Below are 16,025 nucleotides of genomic sequence, written 5' to 3'. Positions count from 1 at the left end.
CCAGTTAGGAGCAAGTCATCATGCCAAGCATCCCGCAGTCGCTGTTGTGGATCTCGCTCGTGGTGCTCTGGCTGTTCGTGCTGGTTCCGATGCTCGTCAGCAAACGCGACGCCGTGCGGCGCACCAGCGACGTCGCCCTGGCGACGCGGGTGCTCAACGGCGGCGCCGCTGCCCGGCTGCTCAAGCGCGGCGGGCCGGCCGCCGGTCACCGCAGCGATCCCCACTGGCAGCCGGAAGAGGACGAGGCCGAGGTCGACGGATACGACGATGCCCGGGAGCGCGGCGAGGACCAGGACCAGGAGCAGGATCAGGACACCGACGCCCTGCCGGCGCGGCCCGTCGCCGTCCAGGACCCCGCCGAGCAGGCCGAGCCCGACTACCTCGACGCCGACGTCATCGAGGATTCCGGCGCGCTTCCCGCGGGCGCCGGTGCCGAGGTGTCCGCGCCGGATGCGGACGAGGCCGAGACCGACGCCGTCGCCCAGCACACCGAGGCCGACGACGCGGCCGACGACGACCGGTACGAATACGTCGAGGACTCTTCGGGTTTGGAGCCCGAAGCCGAGCGCGAGGAGGACGAGGACCCGCGGGCGTTCGTCGCGCCGGGGGCCTCGCGGCGGCGCCGGTTCGACCCCAAGACCGCGGCCGCGGTCAGCGCGCGCAAGTACGCCTTCCGCAGGCGCGTGCTGATGGTGATGGCGGTCGTGTTGGTGGGCACCGCCACGGCCGCGTTCGAGGTCTCGCCGAGGGCGTGGTGGGCGTGCGGCGCCGCCACCGCCGTCACGCTGCTGTACCTGGCGTATCTGCGCCGGCAGACGCGGATCGAGGAGAAGATACGCCGCCGGCGGATGCAGCGGATGGCCCGCGCGCGCCTGGGCGTGGAGAACGCCTACGACCGCGAGTACGACCTGGTCCCGTCGCGGTTGCGGCGCCCCGGCGCGGTGGTGCTCGAGATCGACGACGAGGACCCGATCTTCGAGCACCTGGACTACGCGATGCCGATGCGCACCTTCGGCTGGCCGCGGGACCTGCCGCGCGCCGTCGGCGAGTAGCCGGCCGTTCGGTGGTGGGCCCGTCGGCTGGTAGCCTGCTAGCGATCAGGGGCTATGGCGCAGTTGGTAGCGCGTCTCGTTCGCATCGAGAAGGTCAGGGGTTCGAATCCCCTTAGCTCCACCACATTTGAGCAGGTCAGGGCGTTCACGCGGCCATCGCCTCGGCAGCGCTCGCGGCAGATGCCCGCTGTTGGGCCGCGCGATTGTGGCGCTTGGGCGAAACGAAACACGCGCCCGCAGATCTAATAGGAACTCAGCATCTGAACGCACCGCGTTCCTCCTATACTCGACGTACCGACGGAGGATGCGATGGCTACAACCTGGGACACGCTGGACCGCTATGTCGTCATCTCGACCGATACCCATGCGGGCGCGGATCTTTACGACTACAAACCGTATCTGCCGGCGCGCTTCCACGACGAGTTCGACGCGTGGGCCAAGGCCTACGCCAGCCCCTTCGACGATCTGATCATCGCCACCGCGGCCCGCAACTGGGACCACGAGCTTCGCATCTCCGAGATGGACGCCGACGGGGTGGCCGCCGAGGTGCTGCTGCCCAACACCGTTCCGCCGTTCTTCCCCACCAGCCCGAACATCACCATCAGCCTGCCCCGCACGCGTGCGGAGTTCGAGCAGCGTTGGGCGGGCGTGCAGGCCCACAACCGGTGGCAGATCGACTTCTGCTCGCTGGCCCCGGCCCGGCGCCGCGGGTTGATCCAGATCTTCCCCAACGACGTCGAGCTGGCGCTGGAAGAAATCCGGTGGGGCGCGGAGCAGGACTGCTTCGGCGGCGTGCTCATCCCGCCGGTCTCGCCGGGCGACCCGCAGGTACCCCCGCTCTTTCACACCCGCTACGAACCCCTCTGGGCGCTGTGCTCCGACCTGGACCTGACGGTGGTGCAGCACGCCGGTGCGGGCAGCCCCGAGATGCCGATGGACCAGCCCGCCTCCAACGCGGTGTTGATCACCGAGATGGCGCTGTGGGCCCAGCGCACCCTGGGACACCTGATCCTGGCCGGGGTGTTCGAGCGCCATCCGACGCTGCGCTTCGTGCCGACCGAGCAGGGCACGATGTGGGTGCCCGGGCAGCTGGCCGTCCTCGACGCCATGGTGCCCACCATGAAGTCCGAGGCTCACAACCGCACCTACGGGATGTTCGGCGGATCGTCGGTCGACGAGCTGACCCTGACGCCGAGCGAATACACCCAGCGGAACTGCTATCTCGCCAGCGAACTGATGCCGTTCGACGCGGGGATGATCGACTTCATGGGCCCGGAGCACATCATGTGGGGCAGTGACTATCCGCACGAGGAAGGCTTCACGCCGCACTCCAAGCTGGCCCTCCGTTGGGCCCTGCACGACCGGCCGCGGGAGGACTGCCGAAAGATCTTGGCCGGCAACGCCGGTCGCCTCTACCGTTTCGACCTCGATGCGTTGGTGCCGGTGGCGGCCAAGATCGGTCCCACGGTCGAGGAGGTGCACACCCCGTTGGAGGACACCGGGTATCGCTCCCCGGCCGCCTTCGGCTACCGCCCGTTCGAAGGGGGCCTGGCCCTCAAGCGCCTTGCTCCGGAACGACGCTAACCGGACTCTTTCGCCAACGCCGCGCTGAGGCGGCGGGTCGCGGCGGCGAGCTGCGCCCCCAGCCGGGTGACCCGCGCGCCGCTCATCGGCTCGGCGCTGGGCACCAGGCTGAGCATCAGCGCGATGCCCGAGCCCGGCTCCAGGATGGGGGAGTCGATGTGGCTCACCTCGTAGGTGCGGTCGCGGGCGAGGCTGCTCGGGAACCACTCCTCCTGGTGGATCAGCTCGTCGGTCAACGCCTGCGCCAGCTGGCTCAGCCGGGTGGAACGCACCTCGGCGCTGCGCACGATCAGCGCCAGCTCCTGCAGGCGCAGATCGGGCAGGATGTGCAGACCGACCGCGTAGCCACGCCGCTTGGCCGTGGCGATGGCCCGGCGGTAGCGTTCGCGGACATCCGCGGGCAGGGCGGCCAGCCAGTCGTCCCGGGCCTCGGGACCGGCCCAGGCCACCGTCGACGCGCCGTAGGGCGGGCGGCGCGGGAACTGGGTGCCGATGGCCATCGGGTGACCGCCGCCGCTGGGGCTTCGCACCTGGTCGACGACGGTCGAGTAATCCTCGCCCACCGAGAACGCGATGCAGTGTGCGCCCGTGGCGTGCGCCAGCTCGGCCATCGCCGAGCGCGCCAGCACCAGCGCCGGATACCGGCCGGCCGCCTCTCGGCCGAGGCGGACCAGGGCCGGACCTAGGTGATAGGTCTTGTGCACCGGATCGCGCAGCAGCCAACCGGCCCGGAGCAGCTCCGAGAGCATCGAGTGGCAACTGGCCTTGTGGACGCTCAGGCGGCGCGACACCTCGGCCAACGTCATTCCCCGGCTTCCATCGCCGGCCAGCTGCTCGAACAGGTTCACGACCCGTTCGGTCTGCGGTGAGGGGCGCGGCGCCATAGCCAATGGTCGCATAATGCGACTTCTTGCGGTGAGATGCGCGACCATGTGACGATGGCCACAATATGACGGACCTTCAGGGCAAGGTGGCGGTCGTAACCGGAGGCGCCGGCGGCATCGGCCGGGCCATGGGCAGCCGGTTCGGCCGCGAGGGGATGAAGGTGGTGCTCGCCGACGTCCTCGCCGGGCCACTGGACGAGGCGACCCGGTCGCTGGCCGACGAGGGCATCGAGGTCGCCGGCGTGGTCACCGACGTCACCGACTACTCCTCGGTCGAGTCGCTGGCCCAGCAGGCGCTCGAGCGCTTCGGCGCGGTGCACGTGGTGTGCAACAACGCCGGCGCCGGCGCGGTCTCCGAGGGCTACATGTGGGAACACGACCTGGCCGACTGGCGCTGGGGGATCGACGTCAACGTGCTGGGCGTCATCCACGGCATCAAGGCGTTCGTGCCGATCCTGCTCGAACAGGGCGAGGGACATGTCGTCAACACCTGCTCGGGCAACGGCGGATTCGCGCCGATCGCCCGGGGCGCCATGGGCGGCCCGGCCACGGCGGTCTACCCGATGACCAAGGCCGCCGTGCTGTGCCTGACCGAGAGCCTCTACACCCACCTGGAGATGACGGGCACGCGGGTGCGCGCGCACGTCCTCTTCCCCGGCGGCTTTTTGAACACCGGCATCTGGGAGTCGTGGCGGCACCGCCCGCCGCGCTACGCCGCGACCCAGGAACGGCGCACGCCCGAGCAGACCCTGGCCAAGGTGGTGGCCCGCTTCGAGGCCGCGGGTGCGCACGTCGAGTTCACCCCGCTCGAGACGGTCGCGGATCAGGTGGTGGAGGGAATCCTTGCGAACCGCTTCTGGATGATGGGTCCACCCACCAGCGCCGACGAGGTGGTGAGCCGCAAGGCGGCGTCGATCCTCGCGCGCGCCGAACCGGACTACCTGGTCGACGTCCTCGCCCAGCATGCCGACAGGGAATCGCAAACCAAAGGAGGAAACCGTTGAGCAGCAACGCAGTTCGCTACGGTCCCCGACCACCGGAGGCGCAAGTCGACCACGAGATCGACGCCACCAAAGCGCCCATCGCCACCGAGGCGGTGACCGTCACGTACCTCACCGATCCGGAGATCGTCGCGGCGGTGTTGCCCAAGCCGCTGGAGCCGGCGGCCGAGCCCTTGGTGCGCATCCAGCTTCAGCGGGTCCGGATCGAGGGCAGGCCGCCGTTCGGGTCGGCGGTGTTCTCGGTGACGGCCCGGCACGGCGAACGCCAGGGCGACTATCCGCTCTTCATGCCCCAGTCCACCGAGCAGTCGGTGACCGGCGGGCGTGAAACCTTCGGTGAGCCAAAGAAACTGGCGAACATCTCGGTGGAACGTGACGGCGAGCGCGTCGCGGCCACCGTCGACCGCCTGGGCTATCGGCTCATCGGCGTGACCGGTGAGGTCACCGGCCCGGCCGAGTTGCCGCCCGACCAGGTCAACACCGAGTTCTACTTCAAGTTCCTGCGCGCCCCCGACGGCGGCGGCATCACCGACCCGCACCTGGTCTACGGCGAGTACCACCGCCACTACGAGCTGCTGGAGGACATCGACGGCTCCGTGGAGCTGGGGGAGTCGCCGCTGGATCCGGTGGCCGACATCGTGATTCGCGAAATCCGGTCGATCACCTGGTGCCGCCGGCGCACGATCCAGGTGGGGCGGATCGCCGCGCGGGTGCCGCAGGAGTGGCTGCTGCCGTACGTGCACCAGCGCTACGACGACGTCGCGTTGCTGGCCGCACCGGGGCCCGAGCCCGCGCGGGTATAGCCCCATGGACCGCTACACGGTCATCTCGGCCGACTGCCACGCCGGCGCCGACCTGCTCGACTACCGCGAGTACCTCGATCCGCGGTACCGGGACGAATTCGACGGCTGGGCAAAGACTTACGTGAACCCGTTCGGCGACCTCACCGAGCCCGAAGCCGAGCGCAACTGGAACAGCGAGCGGCGCAACGCCGAGTTGGACCGGGAGGGCATCGCCGGCGAGGTCCTCTTCCCCAACACCGTGCCGCCGTTCTTTCCCCAGGCGAGCCTGGCCGCCCCGCTCCCGGAAACCACCCGGGAGCTGGAGCTGCGCTGGGCCGGGTTGCGCGCGCACAATCGCTGGCTGGCCGACTTCTGCTCCGCCTCGCCCGAGCGGCGCGCCGGGGTGGGCCAGATCCTGCTCGGGGACCTCGACGAGGCGGTCGCCGAGGTGGCGCAGATCGCCAAGCTGGGCCTGCGCGGCGGCGTGCTGCTGCCCGGGATTCCACCCGGCGCCGCCATCCCGCCGCTGTACGCCGAGCACTGGGAGCCGCTGTGGGCGGCGTGCGCGGAAGCGGGCCTGGTGGTCAACCACCACGGCGGCAACGCCGGGCCGAGCCCGACCGACGGGTGGGGCAGCTCGTTTGCGGTGTGGGTCTACGAGACGCACTGGTTCGCGCACCGGGCGCTGTGGCACCTGATCTTCAGCGGCGCCCTGGACCGCCATCCGGACCTCACCGTGGTGTTCACCGAGCAGGGCGCCGGGTGGATACCGGCGACCCTCGAATCGCTCGACGTGGCGGCGGCCCGCTACGCGCGACCGAGCTCGGCGATCGCCCGCTTCGCCGGGCCCACGGCGGGCTCGCTGAGCCGCAAGCCGAGCGAATTCTGGGCCCGCCAGTGCTACGTCGGCGCGAGCTTCATGCGACCCGTCGAGTGCGCCGAGCGCCACGGAATCGGTGTCGACCGAATCATGTGGGGAAGCGACTACCCGCACTACGAGGGGACCGCCCCCTACACCCGGGAGGCGTTGCGCCACACCTTCAGTGGCGTTCCGACCGACGAGGTCGCGGCCATCGTCGGCGGCACTGCCGCGAGCGTCTACGGCTTCGACCTCGAGGCCCTCGCCCCGTTGACCGAGCGAATCGGCCCGACCGTGGCCGAGGTCGCCGAGCCGCTGGCGGCCGTGCCCTCCGACGCGCGCAGCACCGTCTTCGAGCCCGATCCCATCCGTGCCTGGTAGCGAAAGGACCACCGTGAACCCCTACCTCATCATCTCCGCGGACACCCACGCCGAGCTGCCGACCGAGCGGTACCGCGAATACGTCGACCCCGAGTACCGGGAGGACTTCGAGGCCTACCTCGCCGAGAAGACGGCCGCGGCGCAGGCCGGCGGCTTCATCGACGAGGAGTTCGCCGAGCAGTGGTTCGCCGAGCACGGGGACGGCATCGCCGGTGGATGGGATGTGGGTCTGCGGGACAAGGAACTCGACGGCGACGGCGTGGTCGGCGAGGTCATCTTCCCCGACGCCGACGCCGTGACCGGGGTCGCCGGGGCCCCGTTCGGGGCCGGCCTGGGCCAGTCGGGCGACCTGGACCCGGGGCGTGCGATGGCCGGGGCCCGCGCGCACAACCGCTGGCTGGCCGAGCTGTGCAGCGACAGCCCGGAGCGCCGGGCCGGGGTCGCCGTGGTGCCGATCCTGGCGGACGTCGACGCGGCGGTCGCCGAGATCACCCGCGCGGCGGAGTCGGGGCTGCGGGGCGGCATCCTGATCCCGGCGCGCTGGGTCGGCTACCCGCCCTACCACGACCGCCGCTACGACAAGGTGTGGGCCGCCTGCCAGGACCTGCAGATGCCGGTGCACACCCACTCCGGTCCCGCGCCGCAGGAGGAGTACGGCGGGCACCTGGGCATCTACGTGACCGAGGTGCGCTGGTGGGGGGCCCGGCCCCTGTGGTTCGCGTTGTGGTCGGGCGTGTTCGAGCGCTTCCCCCGGCTGCGTTGGGGGGTCACGGAGTGCGGCGCGTTCTGGGCCAACGACCTGCTGTGGCTGATGGACACGCGGTACCTGCGGGAGCACTCGGCCAAGAAGATGAGCCATCAGATGGAGGGCGACCTGACGATGCCGCCCTCGGCCTACTTCGACCGCAACTGTTTCATCGGCGCCACCACCACGGAGCGCAGGGAGCTGGCGCGACGCTACGAGATCGGCGTGTCGAACTTGCTGTGGGGCAACGACTTTCCCCACCCGGAGGGAACCTGGCCGCACACCCGCGACTGGCTGCGCCGCTCCTTCTGGGACATCCCGATCGAGGAGACCCGGCAGATGCTGGGCCTGGCGGCGGCCGAGGTGTACAACTTCGATCTGGGCGGGCTCGCCGCGCTGGCCGAGCGCATCGGCCCGACCCCCGGGGACCTCGGGCAGGACGACGCGGTGAGCGTGCCCAAGTGGGAGGCGGCCCGCAACGCCGGACGCCACTGGCTGACCGACGCGGAGCCGATCCCCGACCTCGTGCAGAACTGAGCACGCGGGAGACCGTCCCCGCGGTTGGCGACGTCCGAATCGGGTATGGGTGCAGGTGGTCGACCCGAGGGCTGTCGGCGCCTGCGCCGCGGCCGGGAAAGGACGAGATGGCACACCGCGATGACGACTTCACCGAGGAGCTCCTGCGAGAACTTCTTCTGACCTACGGGCCATGCGGCCAGGAGGACGAGGTTCGCGCCATCTGCGCCCGCGAGCTGGAACCCGTCGTCGACGACATGTGGACCGACGACGCCGGCAACCTCGTCGGCTATGTCGCCGCGGGCGGCCAGAGCCCGCCCGACGACAGCCACCGGTCGGCCGCGACGGCCGGACCCAGCGGCGCGGCGCGGGTCATGGCGCACATGGACGAACTGTCCATGCTCGTCAAACGGATCGAACCCGACGGTTCGCTGCACCTGACGCAGCTCGGGACGATGTATCCGGGCAACTTCGGGCTCGGCCCCGTCGCCGTGCTCGGCGACCGCGAAACGTTGACCGCGGTGCTGACGCTGGGCTCCGAACACACCACCAAGGAGAGCCCGCGGATCTGGGAGACCAAGCCCGACCAGGGCGACAGGTCGCTGGATTGGCACCACGTCTATGTCTTCACCGGGCGCACCCGCGAGGAGCTTTCCGCCGCGGGCGTGCACGCCGGCACGCGGGTGTGCGTCGAACGCAGCAAGCGGGCTCTGGTCGAGATCGGCGGCGATTATGTCGGGTGCTACTTCCTCGACGACCGCGCCGCCGTCACCGCCCTGCTGCGCGCCGCCCGCCTGCTGCGCGAGGGCGGGCAGCGGCCCGCCGAGGACGTCTACCTGGTGTTCACCACCAACGAGGAAATCGGCGGCGTGGGCGGCTCGTACGCCAGCGCCGCCCTGCCCGGCACGCTGACCCTGGCCCTGGAGGTCGGTCCCACCGAACAGGAGTACTCGACCAGCGTCACGGGCGGCCCCGTCGTCGCCTACAAGGACGCGATGTGCGTCTACGACAGGGATGTCGCCGATCGGCTGATGCGGATCGCCACCGACCGCGGGCTCGAGCCCCAGGCGGCCGTGCTGGGAGCGTTCATGTCCGACGCCTCGCACTCCAAGGCCAACGGGCTCACGCCGCGGGCGGGCCTGCTGTGCCTGCCGACGCTCAGCACGCACGGCTACGAGGTCATGTCCCGCGACGCCATCGACGCCATCGCCGCGATCATCGTCGACTTCGTGGTGCGGCCCGACGACGGGAAATGACCCGGTCGTCGCGAATCACGTTGCGCGCCACGATGGGCCGGGCTTGCCCAGTTCTCGTGGCACCCTGCCCGCGTTTTCCCGGCGCGGCGGGCGCGGGCGCGACCCCGCGGGCGCCCCGCCCCGCGCGTCCTTGCCGCGCGCCGAACCGACCCATAACCTGGGCAAGTCCGACCCTTGGCGCAGAAAACGGCAACACAGATCGGCGGGACATCGCAGTGGCCGAACTGACCGGCGCGCGAGCCGACGAGCTCGCGACGATGGACATCTTCGAGGGCCGCACGACCGAGGACCTGGTGCCACTGGCGGCGCGCCTGCAGCCGTTGCGCGCCGCGGCCGGCCAGGTGCTGATGCGCCAGGGCGAGCGGGCCGTGTCCTTCCTGCTCATCTCGTCGGGCACCGCGGAGGTCAAACACGTCGGCGACGACGGTGTCGTGATCATCGAGCGGGCGACTCCCGGCATGCTCATCGGAGAGATCGCCCTGCTGCGTGACATCCCGCGGACCGCGACCGTCGTCACCGCGGAACCGCTGACGGGGTGGATCGGCGACAACGACGCCTTCACCCGGCTCCTGCAAATTCCCGAGATCATGCCGCGGCTGCTGCGCACCGTGCGCCAGCGCCTGGCCGCGTTCGTCACGCCGATCCCGATCCGGGTTCGCGACGGGACGCTCCTGATGCTGCGTCCGGTGTTGCCCGGCGACGACGAACGCACCATCCACGGCCACATCTACTTCTCCGGCGACACGCTCTATCGGCGGTTCATGACGGCCCGCGTGCCCACCCCGGCGTTGATGCACTACCTGGCGGAGGTCGACTATGTCGATCACTTCGTGTGGGTGGTGACCGACGGCGACGACCCGGTGGCCGACGCGCGCTTCGTCCGCGACGAGAGTGATCCGACCGTCGCCGAGATCGCGTTCACCGTCGCCGACGCGTACCAGGGCCGGGGTGTGGGGACCTTCCTGATCAGCGCGCTGTCGGTCGCCGCCCGGCTCAACGGCATCGAAAGGTTCTCCGCGCGAATGCTTTCCGACAATGCGCCGATGCGGGCGATCATGGATCACTACGGTGCGGTCTGGCAGCGCGAGGACGTCGGCGTCATCACCACCGTCATCGACGTGCCCCACAAGCTGACATTCGGGCGCCAGATGGCCGAGCAGATCAAGCGCGTCGCCCGCCAGGTGATCGAAGCGGTCGGCTGAACGGGCATGCGGCCTTTGTGGTTTGGCATGGCTGCGGCGGCGCTGGCCGCATGCGCGCATTCGCACGCCCCGGCCCCGCCGGCCACGCCCACCACGCCGCCGGCCCACCACACCGTCGTCAACCCCGCCAACATCAAACGGGTCGTTCGCGAACTGCCACCCGGCTACGAGGTGAGCTCCGGCATCCCCAGCGGGGCCGCGCCGAGGCTGATCTGGAGCCTGGAGGCCGACGCGCGGGCCAAGCCGCCGCAATGCGCCGCCCTCGCCGACCCCGGCGCCGGGCGCGACCAAAGCGCGCAGGGTTTCTCCGGCTCGGGTACCGGCGGAATCGTCGACGCGGTGGTGGTCACTTGGCCGGATCCGGTCGGCCTGGACCCGGGAATCGTGGCCGCGTGCGCACGGTGGACCATGGGCGACGGACACTCCACGGCCGACGTCCGCCTCGTCGACGCGCCACACATCGACGGCGCCCAAACGCTGGGCATGGTGACCGACACCAAGTCGTCGGTCGAGTCGGGCACCGAAATCGCTTCGCGCGCATACACCTTCACCGCCTACCTCGGCAACCACTACGCTTTCACGACACTGACCACCGACCCCGGTTCGGCGCTGCCCGCGCTGCCGCCGAACTTCGCGGCAAACCTGCTCGTCAAAACGGTGTCCGCGTTGCGCGGCTGAGGCTTCGCCGTGGGATAGATTGGCCCCGATGTGGAAGGTGTTGCTCGCGGCCGCGTCCGTGTGCGCGCTCGCCGGCTGCGCGCCGGGCGCCGGCCACACCCCGGAAAAGGCGGACATCGGCAAGGTCGCCGACGTGAAGTCGAGCTTCGGCCCCGACTACAAGGTCACCGACATTTCCGAGCGGGGCATCGACCCCAAGCTGCTCTCCAGCCGGAAGCTGCCCGACGGGCTGAGCTTCGACCCGGCCAACTGCGCGAAGGTGGCGGTGGGACCGGACATGCCGCCCGACCTGCAGGGCAACATGGCCGCCGTCTCCGCCGAGGGTAACGGCAACCGGTTCGTCGTCATCGCCGTTGAGACGTCAAAAGCCCTGCCGCTCAACGACCCCGGCAAGGACTGCGCCAAGGTCGCGTTCGCCGGGGCCGGGGTGCGGGGCGGCATCGAGGTGATCGATGCCCCGCACATCGACGGCACCCACACGACGGGCGTGCACCGCGTCCTGCAGGCGGTGCTACCTGGGGGTGCGCGCACCGGCGAGCTGTACGACTATTCGGCGCAATTCGGCGACTACCAGGTGATCGTCATCGCCAACCCCTTGGTCGTTCCGGACCGGCCGGTGGCCAAGATCGACACTCAGCGCGCCCGCGACCTGCTCGTCAAGGCGGTCGGCGCGGTCCGCGGCACGCCGGGCTAGCGCACGTCGCGCGGGCGGAACTGGATGCTCACGCGCGGCCCCGTGGGCGCCGACGTCTTGGGCACCGCGTGCTCCCAGGTGCGCTGGCACGATCCGCCCATGACCAGTAGGTCGCCGTGCGCCTGCGGCAGCCGCAGCGACGGGCCCCCGCCACGCCGCCGCATCGCGAAGGTGCGCGTCGCGCCGAGACTGACGATCGCCACCATGGTGTCGTGCGAGCTGCTGCGGCCGATCGTGTCGCCGTGCCAGGCGACGCTGTCCGAACCGTCGCGGTAGCAGCACAGCCCGACCGTGGTGAAGGGCTCACCCAGCTCGCCCGCGTAGATGTCGTTGAGCCTTCGCCGCAGCCGGCCCAGCATCGGGTGGGGAGGTTCCTCGACCGTCAGGTCGTGAAAGCTGACCAGCCGCGGCACGTCGACCACCCGGTCGTACATGTGGCGGCGTTCGGCGCGCCACGGCACCGTCGCCAGCAGCTCGTCGAGCAGGCCTCCGCCAACCAATGGGTCGTCGGTCAGCCAGGCGGCGCGGACCTCGATGAACGCGCCGTCGCCCAGCTGCCTGCGCTCGGTGGCTTCGAAAAGCGAGCCTTGTACGGCGGTCCCCACGCCCGCCAGTTTATCGCACACCCGTTCGATGCGGCTCGGTGCGGGCCGGCGGCAGGCTACCGTTTTCACCGTGGGTGTTGTCGAGCTGGGCACCAATTCCGAGGTGGGCGCGCTGCGCGTCGTCATCGTGCATCGCCCCGGCCCCGAACTGCGCCGGCTCAACCCGCGCAACAACGACCAGCTGCTGTTCGACGGGCTGCCCTGGGTCGCGCGGGCCCAGGAGGAGCATGACCGGTTCGCCGAACTGCTGCGGTCGCGTGGCGTCGAGGTGCTGCTGCTGTCCGACCTGCTGACCGAGGCGCTCAGCCACAGCGGCGCGGCCCGGATGCAGGGCGTCGCCGCCGCGGTGGACGCGCGCCGGCTGGGAACGCCGCTGGCGCAGGAGCTTTCGTCCTACCTGCGGGCGCTGGACCCGGTCCGGCTGGCCAACGTGCTGATGGCGGGCATGACCTTCAACGAGCTGCCGCCGGACACCCGCACCGACGTGTCGCTGGTGCTGCGGATGCACCACGGGGCCGACTTCGTCATCGAGCCGCTGCCGAACCTGGTGTTCACCCGGGACTCGTCGATCTGGATCGGGCCGCGCGTGGTGATCCCCACGCTGGCGCTGCGCGCCCGAGTGCGCGAGGCGTCGCTGACCGATCTCATCTACGCCCATCACCCGCGGTTCACCGGGGTACGGCGCGCCTACGAGTCGCGCACCGCGCCGGTCGAGGGCGGTGACGTGCTGCTGCTCGCCCCCGGCGTCGTCGCCGTCGGGGTGGGGGAGCGGACCACCCCGGCCGGCGCGGAAGCGTTGGCGCGCAGCCTGTTCGAGGACGATCTGGCGACCACGGTCCTCGCCGTGCCGATCGCCCAGCGGCGCGCGCAGATGCACCTGGACACGGTGTGCACGATGGTCGACACCGACACCGTCGTGATGTACGCCAACGTCGTCGACACGCTGTCGGCGTTCACGATCCAGCGCACGCCCGGGGGCGTCGTCATCGGCGACGAAACGCCGTTTTTGGAGGCCGCCGCCCGGGCGATGGGCATCGACAAGCTGCGGGTCATCGACACCGGGCTCGACCCGCTGGTCGCCGAGCGTGAGCAGTGGGACGACGGCAACAACACGCTGGCCCTGGCGCCCGGGGTGGTCGTCGCCTACGAGCGCAACGTGGAGACCAACGCCCGCCTGCGGGACGCGGGGATCGAGGTGCTGACGATCGCGGGATCGGAGCTGGGCACCGGCCGGGGCGGGCCGCGGTGCATGTCCTGCCCCGTCGCGCGCGATCCGCTCTAGCTTTGGCATCGAGACTGCGCCCAGCGCGTCGAATTCGGCGGTCGGTCCGCTCTGGACGCAGTTTCGACGGGTAAATCAGCGCCAGCTGGGCAGCCAGATCTCCATGTTCCACGTCTGCTGGGAGATCGGCAGGCCGGTGAGCACCGGGAACAGCCAGGCGAAGTTGGTCACCACCAACGCCACGTAGCAGCTCACCGCGATCAGCCCCAGCGTGCGCCGCTCGGAGTTCTGGCGGGGCGCATACAAGACGTCGCCGCAGATCAGCGCGATCGCCATGGCCAAAAACGGCGCCATCGTCGCGGCGTAGAAGAAGTACATCTGCCGGTCGATGTCGGCGAACCAGGGCAGCCACCCCGCGCAGTAACCCACCAACACCGCCGCGTAGCGCCAGTCGCGGCGCACCAGCATCCGCCACAGCGCGTAGAGCAGCACCGGCACCGCCAGCCACCACATCGCCGGGGTGCCCACCAGCATCTCGGCCTTGACGCACGACTGCGGCCCGCAGCCCGGAACGTTCTGTTGGTCGATGGCGTACAGCACCGGCCGCAGCGACATCGGCCAGCTCCACGGTTTGGACTCCCACGGGTGGTAGTTGCCGGCGGAGTTCGTCAGCCCCGCGTGGAACTGAAAGGCCTTGGCGCTGTAGTGCCACAGCGAGCGGATGGCGTCGGGCAACGGAATCACGGAGTGGCGGCCGATCGACTGGCCGACCTCGTGGCGGTCGATCGCGGTCTCCGAGGCGAACCACGGCGCATAGCTGGCCAGATAGACCGCGGCCGGGATGATCGCCAGCGCGTAGGCGGTGGGGATCAGGTCGCGCCGGCACACGCCCCGCCACGGGTTGGGCACCTGGTAACCGCGCCGCGCCGCCACGTCGAACGCCAGCGACATCGCGCCGAAGAACAGCACGAAGTACAGGCCGGACCACTTTGTGCCACAAGCCAATCCGAGCAGCACCCCGGCCCCGAACCGCCACCACCGCACCCCCAGGCGCGGGCCCCACACCGTCTGGGCGCTGCGTCCCTCGAGCAGCGCGACATGCATGCGCTGGCGCACCTGATCGCGGTCGACGATGAGCGCGCCGAACGCCGCGACCACGAAGAAGGTCAGCAGGCCGTCGAGCAGCGCGGTGCGGGCGGTGACGAAGCTGACGCCGTCGCAGACGACCAGCACGCCGGCGATCGCGCCGATCAGCGTCGAGCGGCTGACCCGCCGGACGATGCGCACCACCAGCGCCACCATGACCACCCCGAGCAGCGCGCCGGTGAACCGCCAGCCCACCCCGTTGTAGCCGAAGAGGGCCTCGCCGATCGCGATGAGCTGCTTGCCGACCGGCGGGTGCACCACCAGCCCGAACCCCGGGTTGTCCTCCACGCCGTGGTTGTGCAGCACCTGCCAGGCCTGCGGCGCGTAGTGCTTCTCGTCGAACACCGGGGTGCCGGCATCGGTGGGTGAGCCCAGGTTGAGAAACCTGGTGATCGCCGCGAGCGCCGCGACGACGCCGGTGGCCACCCAGCCGCGGACGTGGTCGGTGGGCCCGAAGTCGGCGACCGGCACCAGCGGCCCCGGGCTGACGACGGGAACGACGCGCTCCTCGGGGTCTTTTAACGCGACCGGGTTTTCGCTGGGCGGGGCGGACATCGGTGTCGATCGTAGGCTGTCGTCCATGACCTCCGGTCGCCTGTTGCTGGGCGCGACCCCGCTCGGCCAGCCGTCGGACGCCTCCCCCCGCCTCGTCGAGGCGCTGGCACGCGCCGACGTGGTGGCCGCCGAGGACACCCGGCGGCTGCGAACCCTGGCGAAAAGCCTCGGCGCCACCATCACCGGCCGGGTGGTCAGCCTCTACGACCGGGTCGAGGCCGCGCGCGTGCCCGCGCTGCTCGACGCGCTCCACGCCGGAGCGACCGTGCTGGTGGTCAGCGACGCCGGGATGCCGTTGATCAGCGACCCCGGCTACCGGCTGGTGGCGAGCTGCGTGGAGGCCGGGATCGCGGTGACGTGCCTGCCCGGGCCGTCGGCGGTGACGACGGCGCTGGCCGTGTCCGGCCTGCCGTCGGAACGGTTCTGCTTCGAGGGCTTCGCCCCGCGCCGGAAGGCGGCGCGGCGCACCTGGCTGGCGTCGCTGGCCGACGAGCGGCGCACCTGCGTGTTCTTCGAGTCGCCGCGCCGACTGGCCGCGTGCCTGTGCGACGCCGCGGAGCTGCTCGGCGGCGAGCGCCGGGCGGTGGTGTGCCGGGAGCTGACCAAGGTGCACGAGGAGGTGGTGCGCGGGACGCTCGACGAGCTGGCGGCGTGGGCGGGTGACGGGGTGCTAGGCGAGGTCACCGTCGTGCTGGCGGGCGCGACGCCGCGGGCCGACCTGCCCGCCCTGGTGGCCGAGGTGGAGAACCTGGTAGCCGCCGGGGTGCGCGTCAAGGACGCCTGCAGCGAGGTCGCCGCGGCGCATCCGGACGTGCGCACGCGCCAGCTCTACGACGAGGTGCTGCAGCTGCGCCGCGGGTGAA

At 70.8% G+C, this 16,025-nt stretch carries 15 protein-coding genes and 1 tRNA gene; 13 read left to right on the top strand and 3 right to left on the bottom strand.

What is annotated here, in order from left to right:
- Positions 1–20 precede the first annotated feature (20 nt).
- The 3 genes from sepX (at position 21) to BST11_RS08170 (ending at position 2,636) form a co-directional block, all read left to right on the top strand.
- Positions 21–1,052 carry a divisome protein SepX/GlpR gene (gene sepX / locus BST11_RS08180; protein ID WP_083137425.1) on the top strand — a complete coding sequence of 344 codons (1,032 nt, stop codon included), beginning with the start codon at positions 21–23 and terminating at the stop codon, positions 1,050–1,052.
- Positions 1,053–1,100: 48 nt separating this feature from the next.
- Positions 1,101–1,176: transfer RNA gene (locus BST11_RS08175), tRNA-Ala, on the top strand.
- 185 nt (positions 1,177–1,361) lie between these two features.
- Positions 1,362–2,636 (top strand): amidohydrolase family protein, encoded by a 1,275-nt coding sequence (locus tag BST11_RS08170; protein ID WP_083137424.1) that lies wholly within the window; start codon positions 1,362–1,364, stop codon positions 2,634–2,636.
- Here the strand turns inward: BST11_RS08170 and BST11_RS08165 are convergent.
- Complete coding sequence (locus BST11_RS08165; RefSeq protein WP_083137423.1) at positions 2,633–3,520, bottom strand: IclR family transcriptional regulator; 888 nt, start codon at positions 3,518–3,520, stop codon at positions 2,633–2,635. The genes BST11_RS08170 and BST11_RS08165 overlap by 4 nt on opposite strands.
- A 65-nt stretch (positions 3,521–3,585) precedes the next feature.
- Between BST11_RS08165 and BST11_RS08160 the strand changes: the two genes are divergently transcribed.
- The 8 genes from BST11_RS08160 to BST11_RS08125 all read left to right on the top strand — a co-directional run bounded on the left by BST11_RS08160 (position 3,586) and on the right by BST11_RS08125 (position 11,634).
- Positions 3,586–4,524, top strand: coding sequence for an SDR family NAD(P)-dependent oxidoreductase (locus BST11_RS08160; protein WP_083137422.1), 939 nt, complete (start codon positions 3,586–3,588; stop codon positions 4,522–4,524).
- Positions 4,521–5,324: an acetoacetate decarboxylase family protein gene (locus BST11_RS08155; RefSeq protein WP_083137421.1), complete on the top strand. Its 804-nt coding sequence runs from the start codon at positions 4,521–4,523 to the stop codon at positions 5,322–5,324. Before BST11_RS08160 ends, BST11_RS08155 begins: the two co-directional genes overlap by 4 nt.
- A 4-nt stretch (positions 5,325–5,328) precedes the next feature.
- Positions 5,329–6,543 carry an amidohydrolase family protein gene (locus tag BST11_RS08150; protein ID WP_083137420.1) on the top strand — a complete coding sequence of 405 codons (1,215 nt, stop codon included), beginning with the start codon at positions 5,329–5,331 and terminating at the stop codon, positions 6,541–6,543.
- A 13-nt stretch (positions 6,544–6,556) separates the two neighbouring features.
- Positions 6,557–7,825, top strand: coding sequence for an amidohydrolase family protein (locus BST11_RS08145; RefSeq protein ID WP_083137419.1), 1,269 nt, complete (start codon positions 6,557–6,559; stop codon positions 7,823–7,825).
- Positions 7,826–7,932: 107 nt separating this feature from the next.
- Positions 7,933–9,060 (top strand): M20/M25/M40 family metallo-hydrolase, encoded by a 1,128-nt coding sequence (locus BST11_RS08140; protein ID WP_083137418.1) that lies wholly within the window; start codon positions 7,933–7,935, stop codon positions 9,058–9,060.
- Positions 9,061–9,317: 257 nt separating this feature from the next.
- On the top strand, positions 9,318–10,262 hold the full coding sequence (locus BST11_RS08135) for a GNAT family N-acetyltransferase (protein WP_142276244.1): 945 nt from the start codon (positions 9,318–9,320) through the stop codon (positions 10,260–10,262).
- 6 nt (positions 10,263–10,268) lie between these two features.
- Positions 10,269–10,940, top strand: coding sequence for a DUF5642 family protein (locus BST11_RS08130; protein WP_083137416.1), 672 nt, complete (start codon positions 10,269–10,271; stop codon positions 10,938–10,940).
- Positions 10,941–10,968: 28 nt separating this feature from the next.
- Positions 10,969–11,634 (top strand): DUF5642 family protein, encoded by a 666-nt coding sequence (locus BST11_RS08125; RefSeq protein ID WP_083137415.1) that lies wholly within the window; start codon positions 10,969–10,971, stop codon positions 11,632–11,634.
- Here the strand turns inward: BST11_RS08125 and BST11_RS08120 are convergent.
- Positions 11,631–12,239, bottom strand: coding sequence for an alpha-ketoglutarate-dependent dioxygenase AlkB (locus BST11_RS08120; RefSeq protein ID WP_205781639.1), 609 nt, complete (start codon positions 12,237–12,239; stop codon positions 11,631–11,633). The two genes, BST11_RS08125 and BST11_RS08120, sit on opposite strands and share 4 nt — an antisense overlap.
- 28 nt (positions 12,240–12,267) lie before the next feature.
- On the opposite strand from BST11_RS08120, the gene arcA reads away from it, so the two are divergent.
- Positions 12,268–13,521, top strand: a complete 1,254-nt coding sequence (gene arcA / locus BST11_RS08115; RefSeq protein ID WP_372509761.1) for an arginine deiminase — start codon at positions 12,268–12,270, stop codon at positions 13,519–13,521.
- Positions 13,522–13,596: 75 nt separating this feature from the next.
- Here the strand turns inward: arcA and BST11_RS08110 are convergent, their stop codons facing one another.
- Positions 13,597–15,162 (bottom strand): dolichyl-phosphate-mannose--protein mannosyltransferase, encoded by a 1,566-nt coding sequence (locus BST11_RS08110; protein WP_083137414.1) that lies wholly within the window; start codon positions 15,160–15,162, stop codon positions 13,597–13,599.
- A gap of 25 nt (positions 15,163–15,187) precedes the next feature.
- Between BST11_RS08110 and rsmI the strand changes: the two genes are divergently transcribed.
- A complete protein-coding gene (rsmI, locus tag BST11_RS08105) occupies positions 15,188–16,024 on the top strand; it encodes a 16S rRNA (cytidine(1402)-2'-O)-methyltransferase (protein ID WP_083137413.1) in 837 nt (278 codons plus the stop codon).
- Position 16,025: the final 1 nt, after the last annotated feature.

This window comes from Mycobacterium alsense (genome assembly GCF_002086635.1).
Taxonomy (GTDB): domain Bacteria; phylum Actinomycetota; class Actinomycetes; order Mycobacteriales; family Mycobacteriaceae; genus Mycobacterium; species Mycobacterium alsense.
This window is presented reverse-complemented; position numbering and strand designations above follow the sequence as displayed.

Excerpts from the sequence above, each read along its gene's own strand:
- BST11_RS08160 (WP_083137422.1), top strand. The coding sequence starts at position 3,586 with ATGACGGACCTTCAGGGCAAGGTGGCGGTCGTAACCGGAGGCGCCGGC.
- BST11_RS08150 (WP_083137420.1), top strand. The coding sequence starts at position 5,329 with ATGGACCGCTACACGGTCATCTCGGCCGACTGCCACGCCGGCGCCGAC.
- BST11_RS08135 (WP_142276244.1), top strand. The coding sequence starts at position 9,318 with ATGGACATCTTCGAGGGCCGCACGACCGAGGACCTGGTGCCACTGGCG.
- BST11_RS08165 (WP_083137423.1), bottom strand. The coding sequence starts at position 3,520 with ATGGCGCCGCGCCCCTCACCGCAGACCGAACGGGTCGTGAACCTGTTC.
- BST11_RS08130 (WP_083137416.1), top strand. The coding sequence starts at position 10,269 with ATGCGGCCTTTGTGGTTTGGCATGGCTGCGGCGGCGCTGGCCGCATGC.
- sepX (WP_083137425.1), top strand. The coding sequence starts at position 21 with ATGCCAAGCATCCCGCAGTCGCTGTTGTGGATCTCGCTCGTGGTGCTC.
- BST11_RS08110 (WP_083137414.1), bottom strand. The coding sequence starts at position 15,162 with ATGTCCGCCCCGCCCAGCGAAAACCCGGTCGCGTTAAAAGACCCCGAG.
- BST11_RS08170 (WP_083137424.1), top strand. The coding sequence starts at position 1,362 with ATGGCTACAACCTGGGACACGCTGGACCGCTATGTCGTCATCTCGACC.
- BST11_RS08140 (WP_083137418.1), top strand. The coding sequence starts at position 7,933 with ATGGCACACCGCGATGACGACTTCACCGAGGAGCTCCTGCGAGAACTT.
- BST11_RS08125 (WP_083137415.1), top strand. The coding sequence starts at position 10,969 with ATGTGGAAGGTGTTGCTCGCGGCCGCGTCCGTGTGCGCGCTCGCCGGC.
- arcA (WP_372509761.1), top strand. The coding sequence starts at position 12,268 with ATGCGGCTCGGTGCGGGCCGGCGGCAGGCTACCGTTTTCACCGTGGGT.
- rsmI (WP_083137413.1), top strand. The coding sequence starts at position 15,188 with ATGACCTCCGGTCGCCTGTTGCTGGGCGCGACCCCGCTCGGCCAGCCG.